This window comes from Pseudomonas sp. BCRC 81390 (genome assembly GCF_030341915.1).
Taxonomy (GTDB): domain Bacteria; phylum Pseudomonadota; class Gammaproteobacteria; order Pseudomonadales; family Pseudomonadaceae; genus Aquipseudomonas.
On sequence record NZ_JATAAG010000066.1, the window covers coordinates 319,328 to 332,480 of the forward strand.

Genomic DNA, 13,153 nt, shown 5'->3' on the forward strand with positions numbered 1-13,153 from the left:
AGTCCCCCCCAGCTCTAGGTCCCCAGGCCGCCATGCGTTAGCATCCCTCTCCGATATGCCGCATCGGCCAGTACGGCCGTGCCAACAATAAGATTCGCTACTTTTCTTGCTAGGGGACCTGGTGATGATCAAGAAATACCTTTCGCGACTGCTGGTCGGTGTCACCGCCCTGGTCGCGGTGACTGCGGCCCAGGCGGGGGCCATCGATGACGCGGTCAAGCGCGGCACCCTGCGGGTGGGCATGGACCCGACCTACATGCCGTTCCAGATGACCAACAAGCGTGGCGAGATCATTGGCTTCGAGGTCGACATCCTCAAAGCCATGGCCAAGTCCATGGGCGTCAAGTTCGAGCCGGTTTCCACCGCCTATGACGGCATCATCCCGGCCCTGCTGACCGACAAGTTCGACATGATCGGCAGCGGCATGACCCTGACCCAGGAACGCAACCTGCGCCTGAACTTCAGCGAACCCTTCATCGTGGTCGGCCAGACCCTGCTGATCCGCAAGGAGCTGGCGGGCGAGATCAAGTCGTACAAGGACCTGAACAACGAAAAGTACCGGCTGACTTCCAAGCTGGGTACCACCGGTGAAATGGTCGCCAAGAAACTGATCGGCAAAGCCAAGTACCATGGCTACGACAACGAGCAGGAAGCGGTAATGGACGTGGTCAACGGCAAGGCTGATGCCTTCGTCTACGACGCGCCTTACAACGTCGTGGCAGTGGAGAAAGCCGGTGCTGGCAAGCTGCTGTTCCTCGAAGAACCCTTCACCTACGAGCCGCTGGCCTTCGGCCTGAAGAAAGGTGACTACGACAGCATCAACTTCATCAACAACTTCCTGCACCAGATCAAGCATGACGGGACCTACGATCGTATTCACGACAAGTGGTTCAAGAACAAGGACTGGCTGAAGGAAATGGAGTAAGGCCCAGGCCACAAGCCCGGCTTTATGACCCCGACGCGCAGGCAAACCCTGCGCGTTCGCATTTACGGAAGTACCCCCACGTGATCAAACACAAGAAAGCCCAGTGGCCCTGGCATGGGCTGACCGCCCTGGTCCTGGTGGGCCTGGCGTTCAGCCTGTACCTGGCCACCTCGATGATTTCCTACGAGTGGCGCTGGAACCGCGTCCCGCAGTACTTCGCCTACAAGGCCGAGGAAGCACAGCGCGCCGCCGGTTACGGTACCGTGCAGGAAATCGTCATCTCAGGTGACAGCGCTCGCGTCACGCTGAAGGACGAGAACGGTGACGAGCAGGTGCTCGACGTGGCCAAGGACAGCCTGCAACTGGCCCGTGGCGATGATGTCGCCGAAGGTGACCAGGTCGGCGTTACCCGCCACTGGGCCGCCGGCCCACTGGCCTGGGGCCTGTGGACCACGCTGTGGATTTCGGTGGTGTCCGGTGCCCTGGGCCTGGTCATCGGCCTGTTTGCCGGCCTCTGCCGCCTGTCCAGCAACCCGACCCTGCGTGACTTGTCGACGGTATACGTCGAACTGGTGCGCGGTACCCCGCTGCTGGTGCAGATCTTCATCTTCTATTTCTTCATCGGTACGGTGCTTAACCTGTCCCGCGAGTTTGCCGGGGTCGCCGCGCTGGCGCTGTTCACCGGCGCCTACGTGGCGGAAATCGTGCGTGCCGGCGTGCAGTCCATCGCCAAGGGCCAGAACGAAGCCGCCCGCTCGCTGGGCCTGAACGCGGGCCAGTCGATGCGTCATGTGATCCTGCCGCAGGCGTTCAAGCGTGTGCTGCCGCCTCTGGCCGGGCAGTTCATCAGCCTGGTCAAGGACACCTCGCTGGTGTCGGTGATCGCCATCACCGAACTGACCAAGAGCGGCCGCGAGGCCATCACCACCTCGTTCTCGACTTTCGAGATCTGGTTCTGCGTGGCAGGCCTGTACCTGCTGATCAACCTGCCGCTGTCGCACCTGGCCAGCCGGCTCGAGCGGAGGCTTGCGCAAAGTGATTGAAGTCCGTGACCTGCTGAAAGTCTTCGACACCCGCGGCCACGTGGTACGCGCTGTGGATAACGTCACCACCCAGGTCGCCAAGGGTGAAGTGGTGGTGGTGCTCGGCCCGTCGGGTTCGGGCAAGTCGACCTTCCTGCGCTGCCTCAACGGCCTGGAGCATTTCGACGAAGGCCATGTGGCCATCGATGGCCTGCAACTGGCCGACCCGAAGACCGACATCAACGCCTACCGCCGCGAAGTCGGCATGGTGTTCCAGCACTTCAACCTGTTTCCGCACATGACCGTGCTGGAAAACCTGTGCCTGGCGCAGAAAGTGGTGCGCAAGCGCAACAAGGCCGAGCGCGAGGCCAAGGCCCGGGCGCTGCTGGAGAAGGTCGGCATCGCACAGAAGGCCAACGAATACCCGTCGCGCCTGTCCGGCGGCCAGCAGCAGCGGGTGGCGATTGCCCGCGCCCTGGCCATGGACCCGAAAGTGATGCTGTTCGACGAGCCGACTTCGGCGCTGGACCCGGAAATGGTCGGCGAGGTGCTGGACGTGATGAAGACCCTCGCCCAGGAAGGCATGACCATGGTCTGCGTGACCCACGAGATGGGCTTTGCCCGCGAAGTGGCGGACCGCGTGCTGTTCTTCGACCATGGCAAGTTGCTGGAGGACTCGGCGCCAGCGGCATTCTTCGCTGCGCCGAAGGACCCGCGCGCGCAGGCTTTCCTGCGTCAGGTGCTGTAATCACTGGGGGCGCTTTGCGCCCCTTTCGCGACAAAAGGCCGCTCCTATAGAGGTACGCGATCTCCTGTAGGAGCGACCTTGCGTCGCGAAAGGGCTGCAAGGCAGCCCCGGCAATCTCAAATGCGGAACCGCCTCACCATCCCGCGCAGCTGTTGCCCCAACTGCTCCAGCTCCCCGCTCGAAGCTGCCGTCTGCTCGCTGGCCGCGCTGGTCTGATCCGACACGTCCCGCACATTCAGCACACTACGGTTGATCTGTTCGGCGACCACGCTCTGTTCTTCGCTGGCCGTGGCGATCTGCTGGTTCATGCCCTGGATGCTCGACACCGTGTCGGTAATCTGGCCCAACGCATGCCCGGCCCTGCGGCTCAGTTCCACGCTTTGCTCGGTCAGGCTCTTGCTGTTGTCCAGCAGCCGGGTTACTTCATCGGTACCGCTGTGCAAGCTGTCGATCAGTTGGCCGATTTCTTCTGTCGCTGTCGAAGTGCGCTGGGCCAGGCCACGGACTTCGTCGGCCACCACGGCAAAGCCGCGCCCGGCTTCACCGGCCCGTGCCGCCTCGATCGCTGCGTTCAGGGCCAGCAGGTTGGTCTGTTCGGACACCGACTTGATCACATCGAGGATGCTGCCGATGCGCTGGCTTTCGCCGGCCAGGTGCTGCATGGCCGCCAGGCAATGGTCCATCTGCCCGGCCAGCTGCTCGATGCGGCCGATAGCCTCGGCCACCACCTGGTCGCCCATCTGCGCCTGCTGGTCGGCATTGGTCGCGGCCAGCGAGGCCTGCTCGGCGTTCTGCGCGACTTCCTGCACCGTGGCGCTCATCTGGTGCATGGCGGTGGCCACCTGGTCGGTTTCCTCGCGCTGCTGGTTGATGCGCAGCTTGGTATCCTCGCTGCTGGTGGCCAGCTCCGATGCAGCCTGTGACAGTTGGCCAACACCCTGGTCGATGCCGCCAATCAGCTCGCGCAGGCTCAAGGTCATGTCGCGCATGCGGCCTTGCAGCTGGCCCATCTCGTCACGGCGTTGCACGGCTTCGACCTGGCTCAGGTCGCCTTTGGCAATGCGCGCAGCCACGCCCAGCGTCTGGCGCAGGGGTTGGGTAATCTGCAAGGTGATCAGCCAGCTGGCCAGCACCCCCACCACCAGCGCCAGCAGTGCCACGCTGGTCAGCAGCGAGCGGGCGGCCAGGGCTTCGCTGTCGCGTTGCTCGATCTTGCGCTTGCCCAGTTCAAGGCTTGCGGCACGCAGTTCGTCGCCCATTGTTTCCAGGTTGTTCTGTAGCTGCTCGACGCGCACGGCAGCGCGGCGGTACTGCTCCAGGCTGGCGCGGTACCTGGCCAGTTCGGCCGCCGGCTGTTCGGTCAGGGCGCCGGGCAAGCCTAGCGGGGCAAGGCCTTTGAGCAATTGTTCAAGGCTGCTGTCAGCGGCAGCCAGGGCGCTGTTTCCGACCTTGGTGAAGTCGTCGACAGGGGAAAAGGTGTAAGCCGGCACCAGGCTCTGCTGGTTGGCAGCGTCGATATGCCGGCTTACCGTGTCCATCAGGCCGAGTACGCCCCTTTGCTGGCTGTCGGCGCCCATCCTCAGCAAGGCCTGGGTCTGCAGTTCGTCAATCGCGTCGTTGAGTTTCTGCTCCTGGGCCTGCATGGCCTGACGCAGGGCGGTACGGGCGGCGACGCTGCGTTGCAGTTCGCTGAAATCCTCACGCAGGCGCTGCAACAAGGCCAGTTTTTCGCTGAGTATCTGCCGGGATTCGTCGACGTTGCTGCGTTGCAGCAGGGTGGTCAGCCTGTTGTTCAGCTGGTCGAGGATGGTGCTGATCTGTGCTTTGCTGGTGTCATCGCTGAGGACACGGTAGGTGATGCGTTCCGCGCGCAGGTCCTTGGTCAGGTCGTTGATCAGGCCTATTTCGCTGAGTTGCTGCGAGCGCACGATGGCGCCATCCAGTGCGCGCCAGCCACTGATCGTGGTTGCCAAGGTAAGCAGCAACACCACGGCGAAGCCGAGGGCGAGCTTGGCACGCACACTGATGTTGCCGAGCTTGCGGTTGAGGTAGCCGAGCATGGTGAGTCTCCGTGCAATTGGGGAGCGGATGCGGGCGCAGTGCCGGCATCACACCTGCCAATCGGCAGCGGAGTTGTAGGACTTGACCTGAAAATCAGGTAGGAAATTTCACCTTAACAGGTGGGAATGGTCTGCCTGTGCTGGCACCCTCGTGGGTAAACCCACTTCCACAGGTACAGCACAGGCTATCCATTCACCCGATCAGAGTTTGAACCGCCTCACCAACCCCTGCAGGTGGGTACCCAGCCGCGCCAGCTCCACGCTTGAGCTGGCCGTCTCTTCACTGGCTGCCGAGGTCTGGTCGGAAATGTCCCGCACGTTCATCACGCTGCGGTTGATCTCCTCGGCCACTGCAGTCTGCTGTTCCGCGGCCGTGGCGATCTGCTGGTTCATCGCCTGGATCGACGACACGGTCCGGGTAATGGTCTCGAGTGAACAGCCGGCGCGGCGGGTCAGTTCGACGCTGCTATCGGTCAATTGGCGGCTACTGTCCATCACGCTGGCCACACGCTGGGTGCCGCTCTGCAGGCCGGCGATCAGCTCTTCGATTTCCTCGGTGGATTGCTGCGTTCGCTGGGCCAGGCTGCGCACCTCGTCGGCAACCACGGCAAAGCCACGCCCGGCCTCACCGGCACGGGCGGCCTCGATTGCCGCGTTGAGGGCCAGCAAGTTGGTCTGCTGGGCCACCGACTTGATCACATCGAGCACGCTGCCGATCTTGTCGCTCTCGGCCTTGAGCTGGTTCATGGCCTCGCTGGAATTGACCACTTCGCCCGCCAGGCGCTCGATCTGCGCCACCGCTTCGCCCACCACGCGGTCGCCTTCGCGGGCCTGCTGGTCGGCTACCAGCGCGGCTTCCGAGGCCTGCTCGGCATTGCGGGCCACTTCGTGCACGGTCGCGGTCATCTGGTTCATGGCCGTCGCCACCTGGTCGGTTTCGACCTTCTGGTTGTTGACCCCGGCACTGGTCTGCTCGGTCACCGCCGACAGCTCCTCGGCGGCGCTGGCGATCTGCGTGACGCCATCGCCGATGCCGCCGATCAGTTCGCGCAGGCCCTGGGTCATGCGCTGCATGCTGGCCTGCAACTGGCCGAGTTCGTCGCGGCGTTGCACCTGGGGCTGCTGGGTCAGGTCGCCGCTGGCCACCTGTTCGGCGGCGCGCAGGGTCTGGCGCAGCGGGATGATGATCTGCCGGGAGATAGTCCAGGCTGCCAGCAGGCCCAGGACCAGGGCCAGCGCGGTGGCCAGGGCGAGCAGGCTCTTGGCCTGGGCGGCGCCGGCATCGCGTACCTCGGTCTGCGAAGCGGTCATCGCCTGGCTGGTCTGCAGCAGCACCGTGCCGTGTGCGACCATGTTTTGCAGGGCCTGCTCGGTGGCGGCCTGGGCATCGCCAAACTGGGTAACCGCGTCGCGGTAGCCGGCCATGGCGGTGGCGGCATCGTCGAGGCTGGCGGCATGTTCTGCAGGTACCTTGGCCGGCAGCGCACGCAGCTCGGCAAGGGCCTGGTCAATGGCTTTCAACGCTGTTTGCTGGAACTCAGCGTTGCCGCTGTAGGTGTAGCCGCGCACCTGGAAGCGCGCCTGTTGCAGCAATGCGCTTACTTCCACTGCGTGCTGATACTGGTTGATATCGCCACCTTGTTGCAGCGCACGTTGCACTTTGCCGACCAGTTCCGTTGCCTTGTCGGCGGTGTCGCCAAGCACACTGCGGCTGGCCTCGCGGCGCTGGCCGGCCTGTTTCAGCTCGCTGAACGCCTGCTGGTAGCCGCGCACGGCCTCACGTTGTTGCTCCAGCCGCTGACGGTCGGCAGGTTGCTCGATCTGCGTGAGCATCAGTTGTACCTGGCGGTCGAGATTGGCCAAGGCTTTTTCCAGCTCTGCCACCGACGCGTCGTCGCGCTGGCGTTGGTATTGCTGGCGGGCGATGCGCAGTTCCTGGGTATATTGCTGGATGAGCGAAATGTTACCCAGCTTGTCGCCACGTTTGACGATGCTGTCCATGCCATACCAGCCAGTCAGGGTAATGGCCAGGGTCAATAGCAGCACGAGGCCGAATCCCAGCCCTAGTTTGCGACTGACGCTCACGTTGCCCATCGATTGGGCGATCCATTGATACATGCGAAACTCCCTGGCCGGTTTGGCAGCACGATATCTGTTGTTGTTGCCAAGGCCATCGGCGCGGGAAAGGGAAACTTTATGGGTAAAAGTTGACTTGTGCGTCAGAATATTCGTGCGAGCAGCGCTGTCACCGCGGTCTCTACCCGCAGGATGCGCTCACCCAGTTGCACCGGCGCCAGGCCGGCCTTGCCCAACAGCTCCACTTCGTAGGGGATCCAGCCGCCCTCCGGGCCGATGGCCAGGGTCACGGCTTGCTCCACGGCACGTGGGCAGGCGGGGTAGGGGCCGGGGTGGCCGACCAGGCCCAGGGTGCCAGAGGCGATGGATGGCAGGCGATCTTCGACGAACGGTTTGAAGCGTTTTTCGATGATCACCTCGGGCAGCACGGTGTCACGTGCCTGTTCCAGGCCGAGGATCAGGTTCTCGCGAACACTGTCGGGGTGCAGGAAAGGGGTTTGCCAGAAGCTTTTCTCAACCTTGTAGCTGTTCACCAGGATCAGCCGCGGTACGCCCAGGGTGGCTACGGTCTGGAACAGCCGACGCAGCATTTTCGGGCGAGGAACGGCCAGCACCAGGGTCAACGGCAGTTTGGCCGGTGGCTGCTGGTCGAAGACGACTTCCAGTTCGGCCTCGTGGGTTTCCAGGCGCAATACCGTGGCCTTGCCCATCAGGCCGTTGATACGGCCAACGCGCAGATTGTCGCCCACCGTCACGCGGTGGATCTCCTGCATGTGGGTGAAGCGCCGGTCAGCAAGAACGACGCGGTCGGCCGCGACGAAGTCGGCCTCTTCAAGAAGCAACAGGTTCACGGTTGGGTCGCTGGCGGCTGGTCGTTGTGGTCATTGGCGGCGTTGTCGTCGGCTTCGCTGCGCTTGCGGATCAGGCTGCCGCACAGCACGCCGATCTCGAACAGCAGCCACATGGGTACGGCCAGCAGGGTCTGGGAGAAGATGTCCGGCGGGGTGAGAACCATGCCGACCACGAAGCAGCCGATGATCACGTAGGGGCGGATCTTCTTCAGGTATTTCACGTCGACCACGCCGATCCACACCAGCAGTACCACCGCCACCGGGATCTCGAACGCCACGCCGAAGGCGAAGAACAGCGTCATCACGAAGTCCAGGTAACTGGCGATGTCGGTCATCATCGACACGCCTTCCGGCGTGGCACTGGCGAAGAAGCCGAAGATCAGCGGGAACACTAGAAAATAGGCGAAGGCCATGCCGGCGTAGAACAACAGGATGCTCGACACCAGCAGCGGGATGGCGATGCGCTTTTCATGACGGTACAGCCCGGGTGCGATGAAGCCCCAGATCTGCTGCAGGATGAACGGGATCGCCAGGAACAGCGAGACGATCATGGTCAGCTTGAACGGTGTCAGGAACGGCGAGGCCACGTCGGTGGCGATCATCGTCGCATTCGCTGGCAAGTGCTCGCGCAGCGGCGCCGAGACCAGCGTGTAGATCTGCTGGGCGAAGGAGAACAGCCCGGCAAAAATGAGGAAAATGACGGCAACGCAGCGCAACAGGCGCGTGCGCAGTTCGGTCAGGTGCGATACCAGCGGCATCGGCTGGTCGTGTTCCGGGTTCTCGCTCATGGGGCTCGCGGCGGTTGGGGCGGTTCGGAAGGTGTGGCCGGGGCGGCAGCTGTCTCGACTGGCCGGGCTTCAAGCCCCGCAGGGGGCTGCACGACGGCAGAGGTGACCGGCGGCTGTGCCGGTGGGGTCATCGGGTTGAGGATGCGTCTGGCTTCCTCTTCCATCTGCAGGATGTGCTCGTTGTGCAGCTGGCGACGGATTTCGTCGGCACCGATTTCGCGCTCCACTTCCATCTTGATGCTGTTGAAGCTGCGCTTGAGCCGACCGATCCACAGGCCCGCCGTGCGTGCGGCACCGGGCAGGCGCTCGGGGCCGAGCACCAGCAGGGCGACCAGGCCGACGAGCAGCAGCTCGCTGAAACTGATGCCGAACATGGGTCAGTCTTTCCGCTGCGGCTCTTGGACCGGCTGGGCCTGGCCTTCGATGGTATGGCCCTGGTTCGGCTGGGCAGTGTTCTGCACCGGTGGTACGGGCTGGGCTGGCGGCGGAGTCTGCTCGGCCGGCTTGTTCTCTTCGTCACTCATGGCCTTGCGGAAGCCTTTGATCGACTCGCCCAGGTCGCTGCCGAAGTTCTTCAGCTTCTTGGTGCCGAACACCAGGACCACGACGACCAGCAGGACGATCCAGTGTTTCCAGTCAAAGATACCCATTTCGTACTCCTGAAAAATGTGTGTACAGCAAATCGATCCGGCAACACGGTCCCTGTGGGAGCGGGCAATACCGGCGTAGCCGGTGCCATGCACCGCGTCGCATTCTTCGCGGGCACGCCCGCTCCCACAGGCGCCCGTCAGGCAGTAGGCGTTCGTGCGGCCTTCTCATCGTGCCCGGACAGGCCGAAACGGCGCTCCAGCTCATCGAGTACGGCTTGCGGATGCTGGCCCAGCGCGCTGAGCATTACCAGGCTATGAAACCACAGGTCGGCGGTTTCATAGATGACATCGCTGTAATCCTTGCTGAGCGCAGCATCCTTGGCGGCAATGATCGTCTCGACCGATTCTTCGCCGAGCTTTTCCAGAATCTTGTTCAGGCCCTTGTGGTACAGGCTGGCCACGTAGGAGCTGTCGGGCGCCGCTTGCTTGCGTTCTTCAAGCACGTCGGCCAGGCGATTGAGGGTGTCGCTCATGTCAGTGTCCTGCGCTGTAGATGGCATCCGGGTCCTTCAGGACCGGGTCGACGGTTATCCACCGGCCGTCTTCGAAAACGCGGTAGAAGCAGCTTTCACGGCCGGTATGGCAGGCGATATGGCCCAGTTGCTCGACCATCAGGATGATCACGTCGGCATCGCAGTCCAGGCGCATTTCATGCAGCTTCTGCACATGCCCGGACTCCTCGCCCTTGCGCCACAGCTTGCCACGCGAACGCGACCAGTAGATGGCACGCTGTTCGGTGGCGGTCAGGGCCAGCGATTCGCGGTTCATCCAGGCCATCATCAGCACGCGTCCGGTCTTGTGGTCCTGGGCGATCGCCGGTACCAGGCCCTCGCTGTTCCACTTGATCTCGTCCAGCCAGTCTTTCATCGTCGACTCCAAAGCGGGCCCGCTCCTGTGCCGGGCCCTTTGCGCTAGTGTGCCAGCCATGCGCGCGGCTGGCTATTGGCGCACGATCAGGTAAAGGCCCGCGGCCAGCATCAGCCAGGCCGGCCAGGCGCTTGGGGCGGCCAGGCTGGCAGCCTCGACGGCCCCGGCGGCCAGCACCGCACCGCCACCCAGCAGGCCGGCACCGAGCAGGCGCAGCGGCCAGCGGTCGCCCTGGCGGCGACGTTCGGGCAGTTGCGGATCGTGCAGGTGCGGTTGTGACAGGCGTTCGAGCACATCACGGGCCATGTCGGCCAGGTGCGGCAGCTGTTCGACCTGGCTGTGGATGTTGCCAAGCACGGCTTTCGGGCTCATGCGCTCACGCATCCACCGTTCCAGGAACGGCTTGGCGGTGCTCCACAAGTCCAGGTCGGGGTACAACTGGCGGCCCAGGCCTTCGATGTTGAGCAGGGTTTTCTGCAGCAGTACCAGCTGCGGCTGCACTTCCATGTTGAAGCGCCGGGCAGTCTGGAACAGGCGCATCAGCACCTGGCCGAAGGAAATATCCTTTAACGGTTTTTCGAAGATCGGTTCGCACACGGTGCGGATCGCCGCTTCGAATTCATTGACCTTGGTGTGCGCCGGTACCCAGCCCGAGTCGATGTGCAACTGCGCGACGCGGCGGTAGTCACGCTTGAAGAAGGCGATCAGGTTGCGCGCCAGGTAGTCCTGGTCCTCGTCCGTCAGGCTGCCGACGATGCCGCAGTCGATGGCAATGTACTGTGGGCTCCAGGGCCGCACCGTGCTGACGAAGATGTTGCCGGGGTGCATGTCGGCGTGGAAGAAGCTGTCGCGGAACACCTGGGTGAAGAACACCTCCACCCCGCGCTCGGCCAGCATCTTCATGTCGGTGCGCTGATCGGCGAGGGTCGCCATGTCGGTTACCGGGACGCCGTAGATGCGTTCCATCACCAGGACTTTCGGCCGGCACCAGTCCCAGTACACCTGCGGCACATACATCAGCTCGGAGCCTTCGAAATTACGTCGTAGCTGGCTGGCGTTGGCTGCTTCGCGCAACAGGTCGAGTTCGTCGTAGATGGTCTTTTCGTAATCGCCGACGATTTCCACCGGATGCAGCCGGCGGGCATCGGCAGAGGCACGCTCGGCGCCTTTGGCGATCAGGAACAGCCAGGCAATATCCGCAGCGATTACCGGCTTGAGGCCCGGCCGGACCACCTTGACCACCACCTCTTCGCCGCTTTTAAGGCGGGCTGCATGTACCTGGGCTACCGAAGCGGAGGCCAGTGGCTCGACGTCGAAGCGGCTGAACACTTCGCCCACCTTGGCACCGAGCTGTTCCTCGATCAGCGCCACGGCGTGTTGCGGGTCGAATGGCGGTACGCGGTCCTGCAGCAACATCAGCTCGTCGGCGATGTCGGTTGGCAGCAGGTCACGCCGGGTCGACAGCAACTGGCCGAACTTGATGAAGATCGGCCCCAGGTCCTGCAGCGCCAGGCGCAGGCGTGCGCCACGGCTGAGTTCGGACGGCTTGCGTGGCAGCCAACGCCACGGCATCAGCAGCCGCAGGCTCATCAGCCACCAAGGCAGCGGGTAGTCGAACAGCAGGTCATCCAGCCGGTACCGGATGACTACGCGCTGGATGCGGAAAAGACGGCGGACGGCGAGCAGCTTCATGCGTTATCGCTGGTATCAAGGGATCGGGAGAGGCGCTTGATGCGCGCCTCGAGGCGTTCGGTATCAAGCTTGAGGGCGTCGAGTTCGCTGAAGGCGGCTTCGGCTTCGCGTCTGCCGACCAGGGTGCGGGACTCTTCGGCCAGGTACTCGGAAAGGTTCTGGCTGAAGCGCGCCAGGCCCTGGCGGGTCCAGCGCGCACGCAGGCGGATGTGCCCGGCCAGCATGGCCGTGGCGACCGGGCCGAGCCAGCGCTGCAACTCGTGTTCCCAGTCCAGTTCCAGGTCCTGCAGCACGCCGAACAGGTCGAGCAGCACGGCACTGTCGCCATGCAGCTCGACCTGCGGGCTGTGCAGCACCGCAGTCTTGTCCCTGGCCAGCGCCAGCTGCGCCAGGCTGCCGGCCGGGGCGCGCAGGCTGCAGTCGACCTCGCCTTCCCAGTGGGTGGCCAGCATCAGGCCCTCTTCATCGGGCAGGATGAATACCTGCAGGGCCGGTTGGCGGCAGTCGATCTCGATGACCTTGCCTTCCAGCGCGGCCAGCCGCGGCAGGGCCGTGCTGTCCATGCGCAGGACGCGGTTCAGGCCATGTTCGACGCTGGCGAACAGCCCGGCCAGCAGCATCAGGGCTTGATTCCCCGGTGTACGGCGACAATGCCGCTGGTCATGTTGTGGTAGGTGACGCGGTCGAAACCGGCGTCGACCATCATGGCCTTGAGGGTTTCCTGGTCGGGGTGCATGCGGATCGACTCGGCGAGGTAGCGGTAGCTGTCCGCGTCGTTGGTGATCAGCTTGCCGGCCAGGGGCATGAAGGCGAACGAGTAGGCATCGTAGGCCTTGGACATCAGCTTGTTGGTCGGCTTGGAGAACTCCAGCACCAGCAGGCGGCCGCCCGGCTTGAGCACACGCAGCATCGAGCGGATGGCATCGTCCTTGTGGGTGACGTTGCGCAGGCCGAAGGCGATGGTCACGCAGTCGAAATGGTTGTCCGGGAACGGCAGCTTCTCGGCATCGGCCTGGACGAACTCGATGTTGCCGGCCACGCCACGGTCGAGCAGGCGGTCACGGCCAACCTTGAGCATCGATTCGTTGATGTCGGCCAGCACCACCTGCCCGGTCGGGCCGACCAGCCGCGAGAACTTGGCGGCCAGGTCACCGGTACCGCCGGCGATGTCCAGCACGCGGTTGCCGGCGCGTACGCCCGACAGCTCGATGGTGAAGCGCTTCCACAGGCGGTGCATGCCGCCGGAAAGCACGTCGTTCATCAGGTCGTACTTGGCCGCCACCGAGTGAAACACTTCGGCGACTTTCTTCGCCTTCTGGCTTTCAGGGACGTCCTGGTAACCGAAATGGGTGGTGGGTTCGGCTTGGTCGCCTTTGCGCTGGTCGTTCATATCGCTTCACCGGAAAAAATTACCGCCATTCTAGGGCGAACGGGCGGATTTGTCTTGGCGGGGTGTGCCAGTGGGCGGGGGCGG

At 63.7% G+C, this 13,153-nt stretch carries 14 protein-coding genes and 1 pseudogene; 3 read left to right on the forward strand and 12 right to left on the reverse strand.

Annotated features, from left to right (window positions below; all coding sequences use genetic code 11):
• Window positions 1-127: 127 nt before the first annotated feature.
• The 3 genes from QSV36_RS18075 (at window position 128) to QSV36_RS18085 (ending at window position 2,695) form a co-directional block, all read left to right on the forward strand.
• Entirely contained in the window at window positions 128-925 is a 798-nt protein-coding gene (locus QSV36_RS18075; RefSeq protein WP_225780759.1) for a transporter substrate-binding domain-containing protein, read from the forward strand.
• Between the two features lie 80 nt (window positions 926-1,005).
• Window positions 1,006-1,968, forward strand: a complete 963-nt coding sequence (locus QSV36_RS18080; RefSeq protein WP_170033234.1) for an amino acid ABC transporter permease — start codon at window positions 1,006-1,008, stop codon at window positions 1,966-1,968.
• Window positions 1,961-2,695, forward strand: a complete 735-nt coding sequence (locus QSV36_RS18085) for an amino acid ABC transporter ATP-binding protein (RefSeq protein WP_085677999.1) — start codon at window positions 1,961-1,963, stop codon at window positions 2,693-2,695. The genes QSV36_RS18080 and QSV36_RS18085 overlap by 8 nt, the downstream gene beginning before the upstream one ends.
• Window positions 2,696-2,811: 116 nt before the next feature.
• Here QSV36_RS18085 and QSV36_RS26125 read toward each other — a convergent pair whose 3' ends face one another.
• From QSV36_RS26125 to ubiE, 12 genes and pseudogenes are all read right to left on the reverse strand, one after another.
• Window positions 2,812-3,705, reverse strand: a complete 894-nt coding sequence (locus QSV36_RS26125; protein ID WP_502945721.1) for a methyl-accepting chemotaxis protein — start codon at window positions 3,703-3,705, stop codon at window positions 2,812-2,814.
• Window positions 3,706-3,714: 9 nt separating this feature from the next.
• Window positions 3,715-4,755, reverse strand: a pseudogene (locus QSV36_RS26130) (methyl-accepting chemotaxis protein); the annotation flags it as partial.
• Between the two features lie 201 nt (window positions 4,756-4,956).
• Window positions 4,957-6,873, reverse strand: a complete 1,917-nt coding sequence (locus tag QSV36_RS18095) for a methyl-accepting chemotaxis protein (protein ID WP_289133608.1) — start codon at window positions 6,871-6,873, stop codon at window positions 4,957-4,959.
• 101 nt (window positions 6,874-6,974) lie between these two features.
• Complete coding sequence (locus tag QSV36_RS18100) at window positions 6,975-7,682, reverse strand: 16S rRNA (uracil(1498)-N(3))-methyltransferase (protein ID WP_289133609.1); 708 nt, start codon at window positions 7,680-7,682, stop codon at window positions 6,975-6,977.
• A complete protein-coding gene (gene tatC, locus QSV36_RS18105) occupies window positions 7,679-8,470 on the reverse strand; it encodes a twin-arginine translocase subunit TatC (RefSeq protein WP_225779540.1) in 792 nt (263 codons plus the stop codon). The genes QSV36_RS18100 and tatC overlap by 4 nt, the downstream gene beginning before the upstream one ends.
• Window positions 8,467-8,844: a Sec-independent protein translocase protein TatB gene (gene tatB / locus QSV36_RS18110; RefSeq protein WP_289133610.1), complete on the reverse strand. Its 378-nt coding sequence runs from the start codon at window positions 8,842-8,844 to the stop codon at window positions 8,467-8,469. The genes tatC and tatB overlap by 4 nt, the downstream gene beginning before the upstream one ends.
• Window positions 8,845-8,847: 3 nt before the next feature.
• On the reverse strand, window positions 8,848-9,120 hold the full coding sequence (locus QSV36_RS18115; protein ID WP_225779538.1) for a twin-arginine translocase TatA/TatE family subunit: 273 nt from the start codon (window positions 9,118-9,120) through the stop codon (window positions 8,848-8,850).
• A 137-nt stretch (window positions 9,121-9,257) separates the two neighbouring features.
• Window positions 9,258-9,593, reverse strand: coding sequence for a phosphoribosyl-ATP diphosphatase (locus QSV36_RS18120; protein WP_289133611.1), 336 nt, complete (start codon window positions 9,591-9,593; stop codon window positions 9,258-9,260).
• A 1-nt stretch (window position 9,594) separates the two neighbouring features.
• Window positions 9,595-9,987, reverse strand: a complete 393-nt coding sequence (hisI, locus tag QSV36_RS18125; protein WP_289133612.1) for a phosphoribosyl-AMP cyclohydrolase — start codon at window positions 9,985-9,987, stop codon at window positions 9,595-9,597.
• Between the two features lie 72 nt (window positions 9,988-10,059).
• Window positions 10,060-11,679, reverse strand: a complete 1,620-nt coding sequence (ubiB, locus tag QSV36_RS18130) for a ubiquinone biosynthesis regulatory protein kinase UbiB (protein ID WP_289133613.1) — start codon at window positions 11,677-11,679, stop codon at window positions 10,060-10,062.
• Window positions 11,676-12,299 carry a ubiquinone biosynthesis accessory factor UbiJ gene (locus tag QSV36_RS18135; RefSeq protein ID WP_289133614.1) on the reverse strand — a complete coding sequence of 208 codons (624 nt, stop codon included), beginning with the start codon at window positions 12,297-12,299 and terminating at the stop codon, window positions 11,676-11,678. The genes ubiB and QSV36_RS18135 overlap by 4 nt, the downstream gene beginning before the upstream one ends.
• A complete protein-coding gene (gene ubiE / locus QSV36_RS18140) occupies window positions 12,299-13,069 on the reverse strand; it encodes a bifunctional demethylmenaquinone methyltransferase/2-methoxy-6-polyprenyl-1,4-benzoquinol methylase UbiE (protein ID WP_289133615.1) in 771 nt (256 codons plus the stop codon). The genes QSV36_RS18135 and ubiE overlap by 1 nt, the downstream gene beginning before the upstream one ends.
• Window positions 13,070-13,153 lie beyond the last annotated feature (84 nt).

What these genes read in the sequence shown, in the direction of transcription:
- tatB (WP_289133610.1), bottom strand. Translation starts at nt 8,844, where the DNA reads ATGTTCGGCATCAGTTTCAGCGAGCTGCTGCTCGTCGGCCTGGTCGCC.
- QSV36_RS18115 (WP_225779538.1), bottom strand. Translation starts at nt 9,120, where the DNA reads ATGGGTATCTTTGACTGGAAACACTGGATCGTCCTGCTGGTCGTCGTG.
- QSV36_RS18095 (WP_289133608.1), bottom strand. Translation starts at nt 6,873, where the DNA reads ATGTATCAATGGATCGCCCAATCGATGGGCAACGTGAGCGTCAGTCGC.
- QSV36_RS26125 (WP_502945721.1), bottom strand. Translation starts at nt 3,705, where the DNA reads ATGGGCCAGCTGCAAGGCCGCATGCGCGACATGACCTTGAGCCTGCGC.
- ubiB (WP_289133613.1), bottom strand. Translation starts at nt 11,679, where the DNA reads ATGAAGCTGCTCGCCGTCCGCCGTCTTTTCCGCATCCAGCGCGTAGTC.
- QSV36_RS18135 (WP_289133614.1), bottom strand. Translation starts at nt 12,299, where the DNA reads ATGCTGCTGGCCGGGCTGTTCGCCAGCGTCGAACATGGCCTGAACCGC.
- tatC (WP_225779540.1), bottom strand. Translation starts at nt 8,470, where the DNA reads ATGAGCGAGAACCCGGAACACGACCAGCCGATGCCGCTGGTATCGCAC.
- hisI (WP_289133612.1), bottom strand. Translation starts at nt 9,987, where the DNA reads ATGAAAGACTGGCTGGACGAGATCAAGTGGAACAGCGAGGGCCTGGTA.
- ubiE (WP_289133615.1), bottom strand. Translation starts at nt 13,069, where the DNA reads ATGAACGACCAGCGCAAAGGCGACCAAGCCGAACCCACCACCCATTTC.
- QSV36_RS18120 (WP_289133611.1), bottom strand. Translation starts at nt 9,593, where the DNA reads ATGAGCGACACCCTCAATCGCCTGGCCGACGTGCTTGAAGAACGCAAG.